We start from the raw sequence: 14,913 nt of genomic DNA on the forward strand, positions 1-14,913 counted from the left end.
ACCCTCTACTGTAGGAGCAGCCTTGTGCTGCGAAGAGGCCAGTGACAACACATACCCTTCGCTGTTAGCGCTGACCTCTTCGCAGCACAAGGCTGCTCCTACAGGGGATGCAGGGCATCAACGGTATTCAGCGCACGCCTGGGAACTGGCCTCACCCGGCCTGCCGATCAGGCTCACCAGGCCACACGGCAGTGACCCGCGCCATTGCAGGTAATCATGCCCCGCGGGGTACTCCACCGCTTCCACCGCATAGCCCTTGGCACGCAACACATCGCGCAGGTGGCGGTTGGTATCCAGAATCGTCGGGCCTTCGAACAGCCCCGATTGCAGGTAAAAACGCAGCGGCTTGGGGGTTGCCTTGACGTACTCACGGGTCAGCCAGCCTGGCTCTTCCCCGTCCTTGGCCCACCAGTACGACCCCGACAGGCTCAGCACATTGCCGAACAGCTCAGGGTGCATCAGGCCCAGGTAGGACGCGGCCAGCCCCCCGTAGCTGGAGCCGGCGATGACCGTACGGGCCGCGGGTGCACTCAAGCCGTGTTGTCGCGCCCAGGGCATCAGGTCTTCAGCCATGAAGCGGGCGAACCGTGGGTTGGGTGGCAGCTCCTGCTGGCGGCTGAGGTCGCTGGGGTTGGCGATGATGATGGCTGCCGTGGGCGGGATCAGGCCATCGGCGATCAGGTTGTCGAGAAGGGTCGGCGTAGGCACTTGGCGGGTATAGGCGTGGGCATCGAACAGCACCAGCAAGGCCTGGCCTGCAGCACCCGGGCGCCAGCCAGCCGGTCGGTACAGGTAGACATCGCGCGTGTTGCCCAGCTCGTCGCTGGCCAGGCGCTTGCGTTCGAGCGTGCCACGGGCGATACCCGGCCGCTCGGCTACCCAGGGTTGCGGCGGCGCATCCGGTAATTCCAGGCGTGAACGCGACAGCCAGGCATCACCGCTGCTGTCGGCGAAGGTGGCAGGGTTGAGCGGGTCGCGGCGCGTGGTGGCAAGAATCACCCGGCGGTCATCCGACGGTGGCACATCAGGCGCCATTTGGTAGCTGAGCCGGGTGCTGGCCGGGACCTCGAAACTGGCGTACCAGACATCGCTGCTGCCAAGCCGTTGCAGCGCTTCGTGACGGCCCGAAGGCGCGCCGAACATCCGCACATTGTGCTGGGCGCCGCGCCACAGAAACGTCACCAGGCGCTGCTGCGGCTGGCCCGGTAGCCGCTCGACCAGTGGCGTGCCCTGGACCTTTCGCGCGTTCCAGAACGCCTCGGTATCACCGCCCTGGGCAAGCTGCCCGGCCAACTCGGCCAGGGCCGGGCTGGCCAGCCGTGGTGGGCTTTGCTGCTGCTCGGCACGCGCCAGTACCTGCTCCAGGCGCAGGCTGAAAGGGGCGCCCGGGCGCCCGTCCAGTGGCTCTGCACGCAAGCCGTATGCCCCCGGGCTGTCGGCGACAAAGATGAACGCGCGCGGCTGGTCCTGGCCGTCGATCAACAGGCGCAAGGGCCTGCCCTGCGGGTCCAGCAGGCGCAGGCTGACGTCGCCGTCGACCCGGCCGCGCACCAGGTCGCCCGCCTTGAGCCCAACGTGCCAGACCGTGCTGCCTGCGGACATGGCCTGGCCGTTGACAGCCTGACCGGGCTGCAGCGTGGCTTCGCTTGCAGCCTGCGCCACGGCGCTGGTCAAGGCCAGCAGCAAGGCGCAACGGATGAGAGAGATGCGGTTCATGCGCACCTCAGAAGTCGACGCTGGCGGACAGCTTCAAGGTGCGCGGTTCGCTGACGGTGGCATACCCCGGGTTGAACACCCCCGCCCAGTAGGCACGATTCTCGACGTTCTCCAGGCTGGCGCGCAGGGTCACGTCCTTGCTCAGCACGCGGGTGGCGTAGCGCGCGCCCAGGTCGTAGCGCGTCCATTGTGGGATTTTCAGCGTGTTCTCGTCGTCCAGGTACTGCGAGCTGCTGTGAATGCCCAGTGCCGTCAGGGTCAGGCCATCGACCCAGGGCAGGTCCCACTCGGCGCCGAGGTTGGCCGACCAGGCCGGTACACCGCGGGCGGTGTTGCCATCCAGGGTACCGTTGGCCGTCTTGCTCAGTTCGGCGCGGGTGTAGGTCACCCCGCCCAGCAGGCGTACGCCAGGGGCGGCTTCACCGAACATGTTCCATTCCACGCCACGGTTGCGCTGCTCGCCATCATCGGTGTACCAGAAGGTGTCGCCGCGGGTGTTCTTGACCATGCTGGGTTTCTCGATCTGGAACACTGCCAGGGTATGGCTGAACGTGCCCAGGTCCCACTTCACGCCCGCTTCCATCTGCTTGGCCACGTACGGCGCAAATTGCTCGTCCTTGTTCAGGGCCCCCACCTCGGTCACCGTGCCACCTTGGGTCAGGCCTTCGATGTAGTTGGCGTACAGCGACACCGGCGCATCCCAAGGCTTGACCACGATGCCAAAGGCCGGGGTCAGTTTGCGTTCGTCATAGGCCGTTGGTTTGCTCATCTTCTGCCGAACCCGCTGGGCACGCGCACCCAGGGTCAGCAACACACGCTCGTCGAAGAAACCGAGGGTGTCGGCCAGGGCGAAGCTGGACAAGGTATTGTCGCCGGTCTTGTCGTTCGAGCCGTGATCACCGGCAATCACCCCTTTGACCGGGCGATAGAGGTTGGTGTCGTAGGTGGCGCCGGTGACCGTGGGCGCTCGGCCGATGTCCTGGTGCAGCAGCGACGTCGTCAACACCAGCTGGTGGGTGACCGGCCCCGTCATGAAGTTTCCACGCAGGCCGGCCTCGCTGGCCAGGCTGTGGGTGTAGCCGGCCTGGTTGTATGTCTGCCCCTTGGCGCTGCCATCGGCCGCCTGTACTCGGATGCGGGTGCCGTTCAGGAAGCCGTCGTAGTACGTGCGCGCCCCACCCACACTGGCAAATGCCGTCCAGTCGTCGTTGAGCTGGTACTCGCCACGCAGCACCACTGCCTTGCTGACTTGTTTGGCATAGATGCCTTCCAGCACGTTGGTATCGGGCTTGGGCGCCTTGGTCACGTATCCCAGCTCGCTGAAGCCCGCCATCATCGGGCTGCCGTTGTCGAGTTTCTCATGGGTCTCGTAGGCATCCAATTCGAGCTTGAAGTCGTCACCTCGGTAATCCAGCGCCAGGGCGGCCAGCGTGCGGTCCTTCGACTGTTCGTCGACGCCCATGTCGCCACTGCCATACACCCCATTGAAGCGGACACCCAAGCGCCCATCCGCAAAGCGTCGGGCCACGTCGATGTGCTGGGCAAAGTAGCCGTCGGAAACGTAGCTTGTGGTCAACCGGGTCAGTGGAGCATCGCCGGCACGCTTGGGTACCAGGTTGACATTGCCGCCCACCCCGCCATTGGGCGCCATGCCGCTGAGCAATGCGCTTGGGCCTTTAAGCACTTCGACCCGTTCGAGGAATTCGGTCGGCACATGGCCATCCGGCGCCAGGCCGTACAGGCCATTTACCGCCAGCTCCGAGGATTCCAGGCCGTAGCCACGGATCATGAAGTTCTCGTAGGCATGGCCTTCGCCGGTGCTGAAGCGGATCGACGGGTCATTGCGCAGCACGGCGCCAACCGTGCCGCTCTGCTGGTCGGCGATGGTCTTGGCGGTGTAGGCGGTGATGTTGAACGGCGTGTCCATGATGTCGCGATTGCCCAGCATGCCAAGCCGTGCACCGCGCGCCACCTGGCCGCCGCTGTAGGCCTCGGGCAGTTCACTGTTGAAACCGGCGGCGTTGACGTTGGTGGCGCCGAGGGTCAAGGCGCCGTCCTCGGCGGTGCTGCGCAGGGTCACCACGCCGTTGTGCTCCTCGGCCACCAGGTCGGTGCCGATCAGCAACTGCTGCAAGGCTTGCAGCACGCTGAAGCGCCCATGCAGGGCTGGCGCAGTGCGGCCCGCGAGTACCCGGCTGTCAGCGGCAATGGCCACACCGGACTGGCGGGCAAGCGCGTGCACCGTGGTTTCCAGCGATTGGCTCGGAAAATCCAGGGCCAATGGCTGGCTGTCAGCCAGGGCCATGCCCGGCGACAACAGGCTGCCCAAGGCACAGGCCAGGGCCAGGTGGCGCAGGGGCACGGATAAACGGGTGGAGGCGAACGACATGAAGGGTCCTTGCTCTTGGAGGGGTTCACCGTTGATGACGCCGCTCCTGCGGCTTACCCCTCAAAACTTTTTTCAGCGCGCCAACAGTTCCACCCTGCCCTGCCGTTCGCTCAGGCGCACCGGCAGAATGCGTGGCAACGCATCCAGCAGTTTCTGCGGCTGGTCGATGGGGAAGCTGCCGGTCAGCTTCAGTTCGGCGACTTCCGGCGCCAGCAGCACGGGCCGCGGCAGATAGGCATTGAGCTCGCCGATCACTTCACGCAGCGACTGGTCGGTGTAAGACCACCAACCGCGTTGCCAATGGTCGACGTCCGGGCCGAGCTGCCCCTGCGCATGCAGGTTGCTCAGGCGCCCCTGACCATCAATGCAGACGCGTTCGCCAGCGCCAAGGGTGCGCTCGCCACCGTGCAGGTCACGCACCTGAACCCGGCCGCGGGCCACCGCCACGAACACCCGGTCACCCCGGTCGCTGACCGTGAAGGCGGTGCCCAGCACCTGCACACTGCCCACACGGGTGCTGATATGGAAGGGCCGCCAGTGCTCATGGGCGACGTCGAAGAAGACATTGCCGTGCAACAGCATCACCTGGCGCTGGCCATGGTCGAAGCGGATACGCAGGTTGCTCTCGGCCGCCACCAGCAGTTGGCTGCCATCGGGCAAGGCCAGGCTGCGGGGCTGTTCGCCGTGCGCGGTCTGCAGGTCTTGGTGGAATGCAGCGGTGCGCTGCCACATCCAGCCCAGCCAGCCACCTGCCGCCAGCAGTACCGCCAACGCGCCGCCCTGGCGCAGCAGGCGCCGACGGCTCGGGTCATGCGGCTGCGGCTGAAGGGCACCGCGCAATTGCGGCGCCAGGCGATGCACCAGTTGCCAGCGCTGCTCGGCCTCAAGCCAGGCGCGCTCATGTTCGTCGCTCTTACGCCGCCAGCGCAGCGCCTGGCCGCTGGCTTCGCGCACACGCGTGGGGTCGTCGCCATGCATCGCCGCGAGGTAGACCAAGGCCTGTTGCACCTTGCGTGCGGCAACCGGGTCAGCCATGGCGGCTGGCCAGGCGCAGTTCGGAGAGGTCGAACACCGCGCGGGCGATGTGCAATTCCACCGACTTGGCCGACAGCGTCAGCGCCTCACACACTTCGCGGTGGCTCTGGCCATACAGCCGCACCCGCACGAACACTTCACGGCGCAGGCGCGGCATGCGCTCGATCAGTGCAATCAGTTGCTGCAACTGCTCGCGCGCGATCAGGATGTCCTCGACGCTGGGGCTCAAGCCGTCGACGCGCACCAGCCAGTCCTCCAGCGCCGTCAACTCGGTGCTGCGCCGCCGGTACTGATCGATGCACAAGTTACGCGCCGCCTGGAACAACAACGCGCGCGCATTGAGTACCGGCGCATTCAGCGCGTGAGCATAGGCCTGGGCAAAGCTGGACTGAGCGATGTCAGCGGCGTCGTCGGGGTTGCGTAGGCGCCCGCTGAGGTAGCGACGCAGGTCACTGTAGTTGGCCAGCAGATCATCGACGACCGCCTGCAAGGCCGGCGCAGGGCCGCTCCAGGGTGTGGAAAAGGATGTCATTGAAGGTGAGCGTCGCTAATAGGAATCCGTATCATTCTCACACATGACTTCTTGTCCTCGCCAGCCTCAATCACCTCGCGCTTGAATGACATGCTACAGTCGCCCCGTTTTCCGCTCCGCCCAACGGACCCCGCATGCCCGCACTTGACGCTTACCTCACCCCCTGGCCAGAACTCGACCAACGCCACCCTTGCGACGCCCTGCTGCTGGGCAACGGCGCCAGCCGTGCACTGTGGAAGCCGTTTGGCTATTTCTCGCTGTTCGAGGAAGCGCAGCGCGCGGGCCGCAAAAAAGGCCTGGCGATCAGCGACCAAGCCTTGTTCAAGTCACTCGCCACCGAATTGTTCGAGCCCGTGCTCAGTGCCCTCAACAGCACGGTGCGGGTCAACGCGGCCCTGGCCATCAACTCCACGGCACCGCTGAACCGCTACTACTCGATCAAGGAAGCGCTGATTCATGCCGTGCGCACGGTGCACCTGCCATGGCCTTTGATGCCAGCCGCCACGCTGGCCATGTTGAACCAGGCCTTGCGCGGCTATCGCAACGTCTACACCAGCAACTACGACCTGATCGTGCCTTGGGCCGTGCAGCACGCCCCCCAAGGTTTTGCCGAGTTGTTCGACGAGCAAGGCTTTTTCGACGTACGCCGCACCCGCAGTGAAGGCACCCGCGTGCTGCACCTGCATGGCGGCCTGCACCTGTTGAAACTGCCGGATGGCACCACCCGCCAACGCAGCGCAGAGAGCGCCGAGTTGCTCGATGGCTTTGCCGTGAACATTCCGGGTGAAGTGCCCTTGTTCATCAATGAAGACCGCAGCGACGAAAAGCTGCGCGCCATTCGTCACTCGGACTACCTCAGCTGGTGCTTGGCGCAATTGGCGCAGGAGAGCCAGGGGCTATGCCTGTTCGGGCAGCATCTGGACAGCAGTGACCAGCACCTCGTCGAGGCGGTTCGACAGGCACACCCTCGCCATTTGTCGATTGCCATTCGGCCGTTGGGGGAGGCGTCGGTGATCAATCAGAAGCAGCACTTCATCGACCGGTTCGGGGATTTACCGGCGACTGCGCTGCACTTTTTCGATGCGAGTACGCACCCGTTGGGGTTGGCTGACTTGGCGATCGACGTGCCGGCTGCTCGGCGTTGAGTTAGGTATCTGTTCGCCACAACATTTTTGGCGCCTTTGAGGCCGAGCGCCGCCCGCGCGGCGCTTCGCAGCACAAGGCTGCTCCTACATCTGTTTCGGGCCAGTCACGCCTGTGAAGGCGGCGCGCGAACGCCTTCTTGGTTCGACTCGATATTGAGGCGGGCACGAAGGGGCCGCGCGACCATGCCACAGGAATAATTGGCCCGAAACAGATTGTAGGAGCAGCCTTGTGCTGCGAAGCGCCGCGCGGGCGGCGCTCGGTCTTACAGCCGCTGCAGTACTCACGGCATGCGCACAAAAGCCCACCCCTCAACCCTCAATCAACCCATCCCCCCGCAACAACGTCTCCAGGCAATGCTCCTGCACCCCATAAAACCCCTTGAGTTGCGCAATCTTCTCCAGCAGCGCCGCGTTATCCACCGGCTGTTTGCGCTTCACCGCGAGAATCATCTTGTTCTTGTTGGTGTGTTCCAACGAAATGAACTCGAACACCTTGGTTTCATAGCCACAGGCTTCCAGGTACAGCGCTCGCAGGCTGTCAGTGAGCATCTCGGCCTGCTGCCCCAGGTGCAACCCATACTGCAGCATCGGCTGTAGCAAGCCTGGGCTGTGCAGTTGCGGGCGGATCTGTTTGTGGCAGCACGGCGAGCACATGATGATCGCGGCGTTGCAGCGGATGCCGGTGTGGATGGCGTAGTCGGTGGCGATGTCGCAGGCGTGCAGGGCGATCATCACCTCGATGGCTTCGGGCACCACGCTGCGTACATCGCCGCACTGGAATTCAAGGCCTGGGTGGTCCAGGCGCGAGGCCGCGGCGTTGCACAGGTCGACCATCTCCTGGCGCAGCTCCACGCCGGTCACCTGGGCATCGCGGCCCAGCGTGTTGCGCAGGTAGTCGTGCATGGCGAAGGTCAGGTAACCCTTGCCCGAGCCAAAGTCGGCTACGCGCAGGGCCTGTTCGGCCGGCAGCGGCGCGCTGGCCAGGGCGTGCTCGAACACCTCGATGAACTTGTTGATCTGCTTCCACTTGCGCGACATCGACGGGATCAGCGCACCTTGCGCATCGGTCACGCCCAGGTCACGCAAAAAGGGCCGCGACAGCTCCAGGTAACGCTTTTTCTCCCGGTCATGGCCACTGCTCGCAGCCGCATCACGCGGCGCCTGGGCGCCGTGGCGCTGGAGCATGGGCTTGCCTTTCTTGCTGAAGGTCAGCTGCACTTCGCCGTCCGCATCGAACAGGTGCGCATTGCGAAAGCTGTCAGGCAGCAGCTCGGCAACCAGCGCTTCGGCCTGCTCCAGTGGCAGGTTGCGGGTGATGTCACGGGTCTGGTGGCGATACACCAATGACAGGCAGGGCTGGCCCTTGACCTGCAGTGGCTTGGCGATGATCCGCTGCAGGGTCTGATCGGCACCCACATGGCGCGCCAGCACCAGTTTGACCAAGGTATTGCCGTGCAGGGCAGCGCTCAGCAGCTCAAGGAACTGGGCGCGCGCCTCTGGCGCGGTGGAAGCGGAAGGACTGGCGGACATGAAAAACGGTGCCTCGAGTTGCGGGGAGCGCGTTGCGCAATGCCACGCATTCTACAGGTGTGAGGCTGGCCCCCCAATCCATACGCCCGCTTTTGTCAGTCCAGAATCACCAAACGGTTGGGCAGTTCGTTGCGGGCATGGGTGCGCGGCACGTGCTCACTGAGCAACTCACCGCAGGTGTCGATGCAATCGACAAAGCCTTGCAAGGTCCGGCCCTGACGCACCTGTTCGGCAAAGCGCCCTACGATGGCCGCACGGGCACTGGCATCGAGGTATTGCTCCACCCCTTGGTCGACCAGGATTTCCACGTGCCGCTCCGCTTCGCTGACGAAAATCAGCACCCCCGTGGCACCGCGGGTGCGCTGCAGGTTCTGCTCGCGAAACTGCTGGCGGGCCAGGCTCGACGCCCGCCAGCGGCGCCAGGCACGCGGGATCAGCCAGCCGACCAGGCGCGGGTGGCGCAGCAGCAGGCACAAGCCGATGAACAGCACGACGTTGGCCACCAGCAGGCCACGGATACCGGGCCAGCCCAGCAGCATCTGCAGCAAGCCCGGCACGGCCAGCGCCAGCACCGCGGCCCAGAACAGTGGCAGGTAGGCGTAATCGTCGGCACGGCGGGCCAGCACCGTTACCAGTTCGGCATCGGTACGCCGTTCGGCACGGGCAATGGCTTCGGCGATCTGACGTTGATCGTATTCGTTGAGGGGGGTCATGCCAGCGGTCTCTCGATCGTTCTTATTGTTGTTGTCCAGGCATTCAGGGTGCCATCAGCCGCCGACATATTCAGGCATAATCCGCCGCTGGAAGAATCGCCCCCGAACTGTACAACAATAGCCGCCTGAAAACTTCGGCCGCGCGCGTATCACGGTGGATACGGCAGAGGCCCCACAACGGAATTGATGATGAAACTGTCTTTGCTGGGCCTGGCCATGGGCCTTGTCAGTCAGGCGGCCCTCGCCGCCCCTACCGCTCCGCCCCTGCAGGACAAGCAGGCGTTCATCGATCACCTGATCAGCCAGATGACCGAGGCCGAAAAAATCGGCCAACTGCGCCTGATCAGCATCGGCCCGGAGATGACCCACGAGCAAATCCGCGAAGAAATCGCCGCAGGCCGCATCGGTGGCACCTTCAACTCGCGCACCGCGCCCGAGAACCGGCCGATGCAGGACGCCGCCATGCGCAGCCGCCTGAAGATTCCGATGTTCTTCGCCTACGACACTATTCACGGCGAGCGCACCATTTTCCCGATCGGCCTGGGCATGGCCGCGACCTGGGACATGGACGCGATTGCCAAGGTCGGCCGCACTGCGGCCATCGAGGCCGCTGCCGACGCCCTGGACATGACCTTCGCGCCGATGGTCGACATCGCCCGCGACCCGCGCTGGGGCCGCACCAGTGAAGGCTTTGGTGAAGACACCTACCTGACCTCGCGAATCGGCCAGGTGATGGTCCGCTCGTTCCAGGGCAGCAGCCCGGCCAACCCCGACAGCATCATGGCCATCGTCAAGCACTTTGCCCTGTATGGCGCGGTGGAGGGCGGCCGCGACTACAACACGGTCGATATGAGCCTGACGAAAATGTACAACGACTACCTGCCGCCCTACCGCGCCGCGCTCGATGCCGGTGCTGGCGGGGTCATGGTGGCGTTGAACTCGATCAACGGCGTGCCGGCCACCTCCAACACCTGGTTGATGAACGACCTGCTGCGCAAGGAGTGGGGCTTCAAAGGTGTGACCATCAGTGACCACGGCGCCATCCAGGAACTGATCCGCCACGGGGTTGCCCGTGACGGCCGTGAAGCGGCCAAACTGGCGATCAAGGCCGGTATCGACATGAGCATGAACGACACCCTGTATGGCGAAGAGCTGCCAGGGCTGCTCAAGGACGGTGAAGTAACCCAGGGCGAACTGGACCAGGCGGTGCGCGAAGTGCTTGGCGCCAAGTACGACATGGGCCTGTTCAAAGACCCGTACGTGCGGATCGGCAAAGCCGAAACCGACCTCAAGGACTACTACGGCAACGACCGCCTGCACCGCGATGCCGCGCGTGACGTGGCCCGCCGCAGCCTGGTCCTGCTGGAAAACCGCAACCAGACCCTGCCACTGAAGAAGGCCGGCACCATTGCCCTGGTCGGCCCATTGGCCGATGCGCCCATCGACATGATGGGCAGCTGGGCGGCCGACGGCAAACCGGTGCATTCGGTGACCGTTCGCGAAGGCCTGCGCCGCGCCGTGGAAGGCAAGGCCAAGCTGGTCTACGCCAAGGGTTCCAATGTCACCGGCGACAAGGCGATGTTCGACTACCTGAACTTCCTCAACTTCGACGCCCCGGAAATCGTCAACGACCTGCGCCCTGCCGCGGTATTGATCGATGAAGCGGTCAAGGCCGCGCAGCAGTCCGACGTGGTGGTCGCGGTGGTCGGCGAGTCGCGTGGCATGTCTCACGAGTCGTCGAGCCGTACCACCCTGGAAATTCCGGCCAGCCAGCGCGAACTGATCAAGGCCCTGAAAGCCACCGGCAAGCCGCTGGTACTGGTGCTGATGAATGGCCGCCCGCTGTCGATCGCCTGGGAACGCGAGCAGGCCGACGCCCTGCTGGAAACCTGGTTCAGCGGCACCGAAGGCGGCAATGCCATCGCTGACGTGCTGTTCGGCGACTACAACCCGTCCGGCAAGCTGGCCATCACCTTCCCGCGTTCGGTCGGGCAGATTCCGATGTACTACAACCACACGCGTATTGGCCGGCCGTTCACACCCGGCAAGCCCGGCAACTACACCTCGCAGTACTTCGAAGAGCCCAACGGCCCGCTGTATCCGTTTGGTTATGGCTTGAGCTACAGCAGCTTCGAATTGTCGGGCCTGGCCCTGTCGAGCAAGGACCTCAAGCGTGGCGGTACGCTGGAGGCCAAGGTCACGGTGAAGAACACCGGCAAGCGTGACGGCGAGACCGTGGTGCAGCTGTATCTGCAGGATGTCTCGGCCTCCATGAGCCGCCCGGTCAAAGAGCTGAAGAACTTCCAGAAACTGATGCTCAAGGCGGGCGAGTCGCGAACCTTGACCTTCAGCATCAGTGAGGAAGACCTGAAGTTCTACAATGGCCAACTGCAGCGGGTTGCAGAGCCTGGGGAGTTCAATGTCCAGGTAGGGCTGGATTCCGAGGCGGTTCAGCAGAAGAGTTTCGAGTTGTTGTAAGCGGTTGAACGCCGGTACTGGCCCTATCGCCGGCAAGCCGGCTCCCACCGGGGCTTTGCAATACCTGTGGGAGCTGGCTTGCCAGCGATAGGGCCGGCACTGAATTCCTCATCTTTCGGATCCGCCCCATGCCGTTTTCCTTTCGCGCCCTGCGTCTGGGGCTGATCGTCCTGTTCATCCTGCTCGGCACCGCGCTCAGCGCCGGCTGGGCCATGCACCAGGCCAAGCGCCAGGCCATGGCAGACGACGCCCAGCGCGCCAACCAGCAACTGGGCCTGTACGCCAACGCCCTGCATACCCTGATCGAACGCTACCGCGCCCTGCCCGCCGTGCTGGCACTCGACCCGGAACTGATCGCAGCCCTGCGCGGCCCGGTCAGCGAGCCGGTACAAGACGCCCTGAACCGCAAGCTCGAACGCATCAACGGTGCAGCCAACTCGTCTACCCTCGAACTGCTCGACCGCACCGGGCTGGCCATCGCGGCCAGTAACTGGCGGCTGCCGAGTAGCTACGTGGGCTCCAATTACGGCTTTCGCCCCTATTTCAAACAGACCCGCAGCCAAGGCAGCGGCCGCTTCTACGCGGTGGGTGTGACCAGTGGCGTGCCAGGCTACTTCCTGGCCAGCGCGGTGAATGATGAGCATGGCCGCTTCCTCGGTGCCATGGTGGTCAAGCTCGAATTCCCCGAGCTGGAACGTGAATGGCGCCAGGGCAACGATATCCTGCTGGTCAGCGATGCCCGTGGCATTACCTTCATCGCCAACCAGGACGGCTGGCGCTACCGCGAGCTGCAGCCGCTGAGCGGCGCTGACCGTGCAGAACTGGCTGAAACCCGCCAGTATGACAAACAACCCCTGGTGCCCCTGCAGCATCAGGTACTGACCCGTTTTGCCGACAATAGCCACCTGGCCCGCGTGCAAGGCCCGGAGGGCGTCGCCGAGTACCTATGGGAACGCCTGCCGCTGCAAGGTGAAGACTGGACCTTGCACCTGTTGCGCAAACCGCAGGTCGCCGCCGACGGCCGCAACGCCGCCCTTGGCGCTGCGGCCGTGTGGCTGAGCCTGGTCTTCGCGGCGCTGTTCGTCAGCCAGCGCCTGCGCCTGGCACGCTTGCGCCAGCGCAGCCGCGAAGCACTCAAGCGCCAGGTCGAAGAACGCACCCGTGAACTGCGCACAGCGCAAGAAGGCCTGGTGCAATCAGCCAAGCTGGCCGCCCTCGGGCAGATGTCGGCGGCCATGGCCCACGAGATCAACCAGCCGCTGACCACCCAGCGCATGCAGTTGGAAACCCTGCGCCTGCTGCTCGACCATGGCCGCTACGACGAAGCGCGCAAGGCCCTTGAACCCCTGGAACAGATGCTCACGCGCATGGCTGCGCTCACCAGCCACCTGAAGACCTTTGCCCGCAACAGCCCGGTCGGGCTGCGCGAGCGCCTGGACCTGGCCGGCGTGGTCGACCAGGCCCTGCACCTGCTGGATACCCGTATTCGCAGCGAGGGCGTCGAGGTCGCGCTGTACCTGGCACGCCCAGCCTGGGTGCGCGGGGACGCCATCCGCCTGGAGCAAGTGCTGATCAACCTGCTGCGCAATGCCCTCGACGCCATGGCCGACAAGCGCTACAAACGCCTGGAGATCCGCATCGAGCTGGATCACGACCAATGGCGGCTGAGCGTGCTCGATTCAGGAGGCGGTATTGCCGAAGAACACCTGGCCAAGGTCTTCGACCCCTTCTTCACCACTAAACCCGTGGGCGAAGGGCTGGGCCTTGGCCTGGCCATTTCCTATGGCATCGTCCACGAAGCCGGCGGCCAACTGCAGGCCGAGAACCTGCCAGGCGGCGCCCGCCTGAGCCTTACCCTGCCCCGTGACGTGGAGCCTGTATGTTGAATTCAGTGATCGTCGTCGATGATGAAGCCAGTATCCGCACGGCGGTCGAGCAATGGCTGAGCCTGTCCGGCTTCAGCGTGCAACTGTTCGCCCGGGCCGAGGATTGCCTGGCGCAATTGCCACAGCATTTTGCCGGCGTGATCATCAGCGATGTACGCATGCCGGGCATGGATGGCCTGCAACTGCTCGAGCGCTTGCAGGCAGAGGACCCCGACCTGCCGGTGATCCTGCTGACTGGCCATGGCGATGTGCCGATGGCGGTGGACGCCATGCGCAAGGGGGCCTACGACTTCCTCGAAAAACCCTTCACACCGCAGCACCTGCTGGGCAGCCTGCGTCGCGCCCTGGAAAAGCGCCAGCTGGTGCTGGAAAACCGCCGGCTGCACGAGCAGGCCGACCTCAAGTCACGCCTCGAAAACACCTTGCTGGGCATGTCCCAGGGCCTGCAACAGCTGCGCCGGCAGGTGCTGGAGCTGGCCGGCCTGCCGGTCAATGTGCTGATCCGCGGCGAAACCGGCAGTGGCAAGGAGCGCGTGGCCCGCTGCCTGCACGACTTCGGCCCGCGTGCGGGCAAACCCTTCGTGGCCCTCAACTGCGCGGCAATCCCTGAATCACTGTTCGAAGCCGAGCTGTTTGGCCATGAGAGCGGCGCCTTCACCGGCGCCCAGGGCAAGCGGATCGGCAAGCTTGAGTATGCCAACGGGGGCACGGTGTTTCTTGACGAGATCGAGAGCATGCCCCTGGCCCAGCAGGCAAAACTGCTACGGGTGATCCAGGAACAGAAGCTCGAACGCCTGGGCGCCAACCAGAGCATCAGCGTCGACTTGCGCATCATCGCCGCGACCAAACCGGACCTGCTGGAAGAAGCCCGCGCAGGGCGCTTTCGCGAAGACCTAGCCTATCGCTTGAACGTTGCCGAGCTGCGCTTGGCCCCCTTGCGAGAGCGACGAGAGGACATTCCCTTGCTGTTCGAGCACTTTGCCCGTGCTGGCGCTGAAAAACTGGGCAGAACAGCGCCGCCGCTCAGCGGCAGCCAGTTGGCACAGCTGCTTTCCCACGACTGGCCGGGCAACGTGCGCGAGTTGGCCAACGCGGCAGAGCGGCATGCGCTGGGGCTGGGCTCGCCGAACATAGAAGTGGCACCGGCCGGGCAGTCGCTGGGCGAGCAGATGGAGGCGTTTGAAGCGCAGTGCTTGCGGGCGGCGTTGCGACAGAGCAAAGGGGAGATCAAGGGGGTGATGGAGGCTTTGCAACTGCCGCGGCGTACGCTGAACGAGAAAATGCAGCGGCACGGGTTGGTGCGCGAAGACTTCCTGTAATAGGCGAATTTCTGCTTACCTTCAGCGCTAGATGAGCGGAAATCCGCTCATCCATGACGCCAACGCTTTACCTGCATGGGGCTGCCTTGCGGCCTTTCGCGGGCAAGCCCACTCCCACCAAGCCCGCATGCGCAGTGGGCTTGGTGCAGCCGGACTTGCCTGCGAACGGG

10 protein-coding genes are annotated in these 14,913 nt (G+C 64.6%); 4 read left to right on the forward strand and 6 right to left on the reverse strand.

The genetic code is table 11. The features are described 5' to 3' along the window. Window positions 1–117: 117 nt before the first annotated feature. The 4 genes from HU750_RS05890 to HU750_RS05905 all read right to left on the reverse strand — a co-directional run bounded on the left by HU750_RS05890 (window position 118) and on the right by HU750_RS05905 (window position 5,672). Window positions 118–1,716 carry an alpha/beta hydrolase-fold protein gene (locus HU750_RS05890; RefSeq protein ID WP_186677608.1) on the reverse strand — a complete coding sequence of 533 codons (1,599 nt, stop codon included), beginning with the start codon at window positions 1,714–1,716 and terminating at the stop codon, window positions 118–120. Between the two features lie 7 nt (window positions 1,717–1,723). Beyond that, the gene (locus tag HU750_RS05895; RefSeq protein ID WP_186677611.1) at window positions 1,724–4,105 is read right to left on the reverse strand and encodes a TonB-dependent receptor; all 2,382 of its coding nucleotides are present in this window, start codon (window positions 4,103–4,105) and stop codon (window positions 1,724–1,726) included. A 72-nt stretch (window positions 4,106–4,177) separates the two neighbouring features. Then, window positions 4,178–5,140, reverse strand: a complete 963-nt coding sequence (locus HU750_RS05900) for a FecR family protein (protein WP_186677613.1) — start codon at window positions 5,138–5,140, stop codon at window positions 4,178–4,180. Further along, window positions 5,133–5,672 (reverse strand): RNA polymerase sigma factor, encoded by a 540-nt coding sequence (locus HU750_RS05905; RefSeq protein ID WP_186677616.1) that lies wholly within the window; start codon window positions 5,670–5,672, stop codon window positions 5,133–5,135. The genes HU750_RS05900 and HU750_RS05905 overlap by 8 nt, the downstream gene beginning before the upstream one ends. A gap of 134 nt (window positions 5,673–5,806) precedes the next feature. Between HU750_RS05905 and HU750_RS05910 the strand changes: the two genes are divergently transcribed. Continuing rightward, window positions 5,807–6,817: a DUF4917 family protein gene (locus HU750_RS05910; RefSeq protein WP_186677618.1), complete on the forward strand. Its 1,011-nt coding sequence runs from the start codon at window positions 5,807–5,809 to the stop codon at window positions 6,815–6,817. 309 nt (window positions 6,818–7,126) lie between these two features. On the opposite strand, the gene HU750_RS05915 is transcribed toward HU750_RS05910, so the two are convergent. Both HU750_RS05915 and HU750_RS05920 read right to left on the reverse strand, forming a co-directional pair. Further along, window positions 7,127–8,347 (reverse strand): class I SAM-dependent methyltransferase, encoded by a 1,221-nt coding sequence (locus HU750_RS05915; RefSeq protein ID WP_186677619.1) that lies wholly within the window; start codon window positions 8,345–8,347, stop codon window positions 7,127–7,129. Between the two features lie 95 nt (window positions 8,348–8,442). Continuing rightward, window positions 8,443–9,060: a TPM domain-containing protein gene (locus HU750_RS05920; protein ID WP_186677623.1), complete on the reverse strand. Its 618-nt coding sequence runs from the start codon at window positions 9,058–9,060 to the stop codon at window positions 8,443–8,445. A gap of 186 nt (window positions 9,061–9,246) precedes the next feature. Here HU750_RS05920 and bglX point away from each other — a divergent pair, with 186 nt between their 5' ends. From bglX to mifR, 3 genes are all read left to right on the forward strand, one after another. Further along, complete coding sequence (gene bglX / locus HU750_RS05925; RefSeq protein WP_186677626.1) at window positions 9,247–11,538, forward strand: beta-glucosidase BglX; 2,292 nt, start codon at window positions 9,247–9,249, stop codon at window positions 11,536–11,538. A gap of 128 nt (window positions 11,539–11,666) precedes the next feature. Further along, window positions 11,667–13,424, forward strand: coding sequence for a two-component system sensor histidine kinase MifS (mifS, locus tag HU750_RS05930; RefSeq protein ID WP_186677629.1), 1,758 nt, complete (start codon window positions 11,667–11,669; stop codon window positions 13,422–13,424). Beyond that, window positions 13,418–14,743 (forward strand): two-component system response regulator MifR, encoded by a 1,326-nt coding sequence (mifR, locus tag HU750_RS05935; RefSeq protein WP_085273592.1) that lies wholly within the window; start codon window positions 13,418–13,420, stop codon window positions 14,741–14,743. Before mifS ends, mifR begins: the two co-directional genes overlap by 7 nt. The last annotated feature ends 170 nt before the right edge of the window (window positions 14,744–14,913 follow it).

This window comes from Pseudomonas sp. SWRI50, assembly GCF_014269095.1.
In the GTDB taxonomy this organism is placed as follows: domain Bacteria; phylum Pseudomonadota; class Gammaproteobacteria; order Pseudomonadales; family Pseudomonadaceae; genus Aquipseudomonas; species Aquipseudomonas kermanshahensis.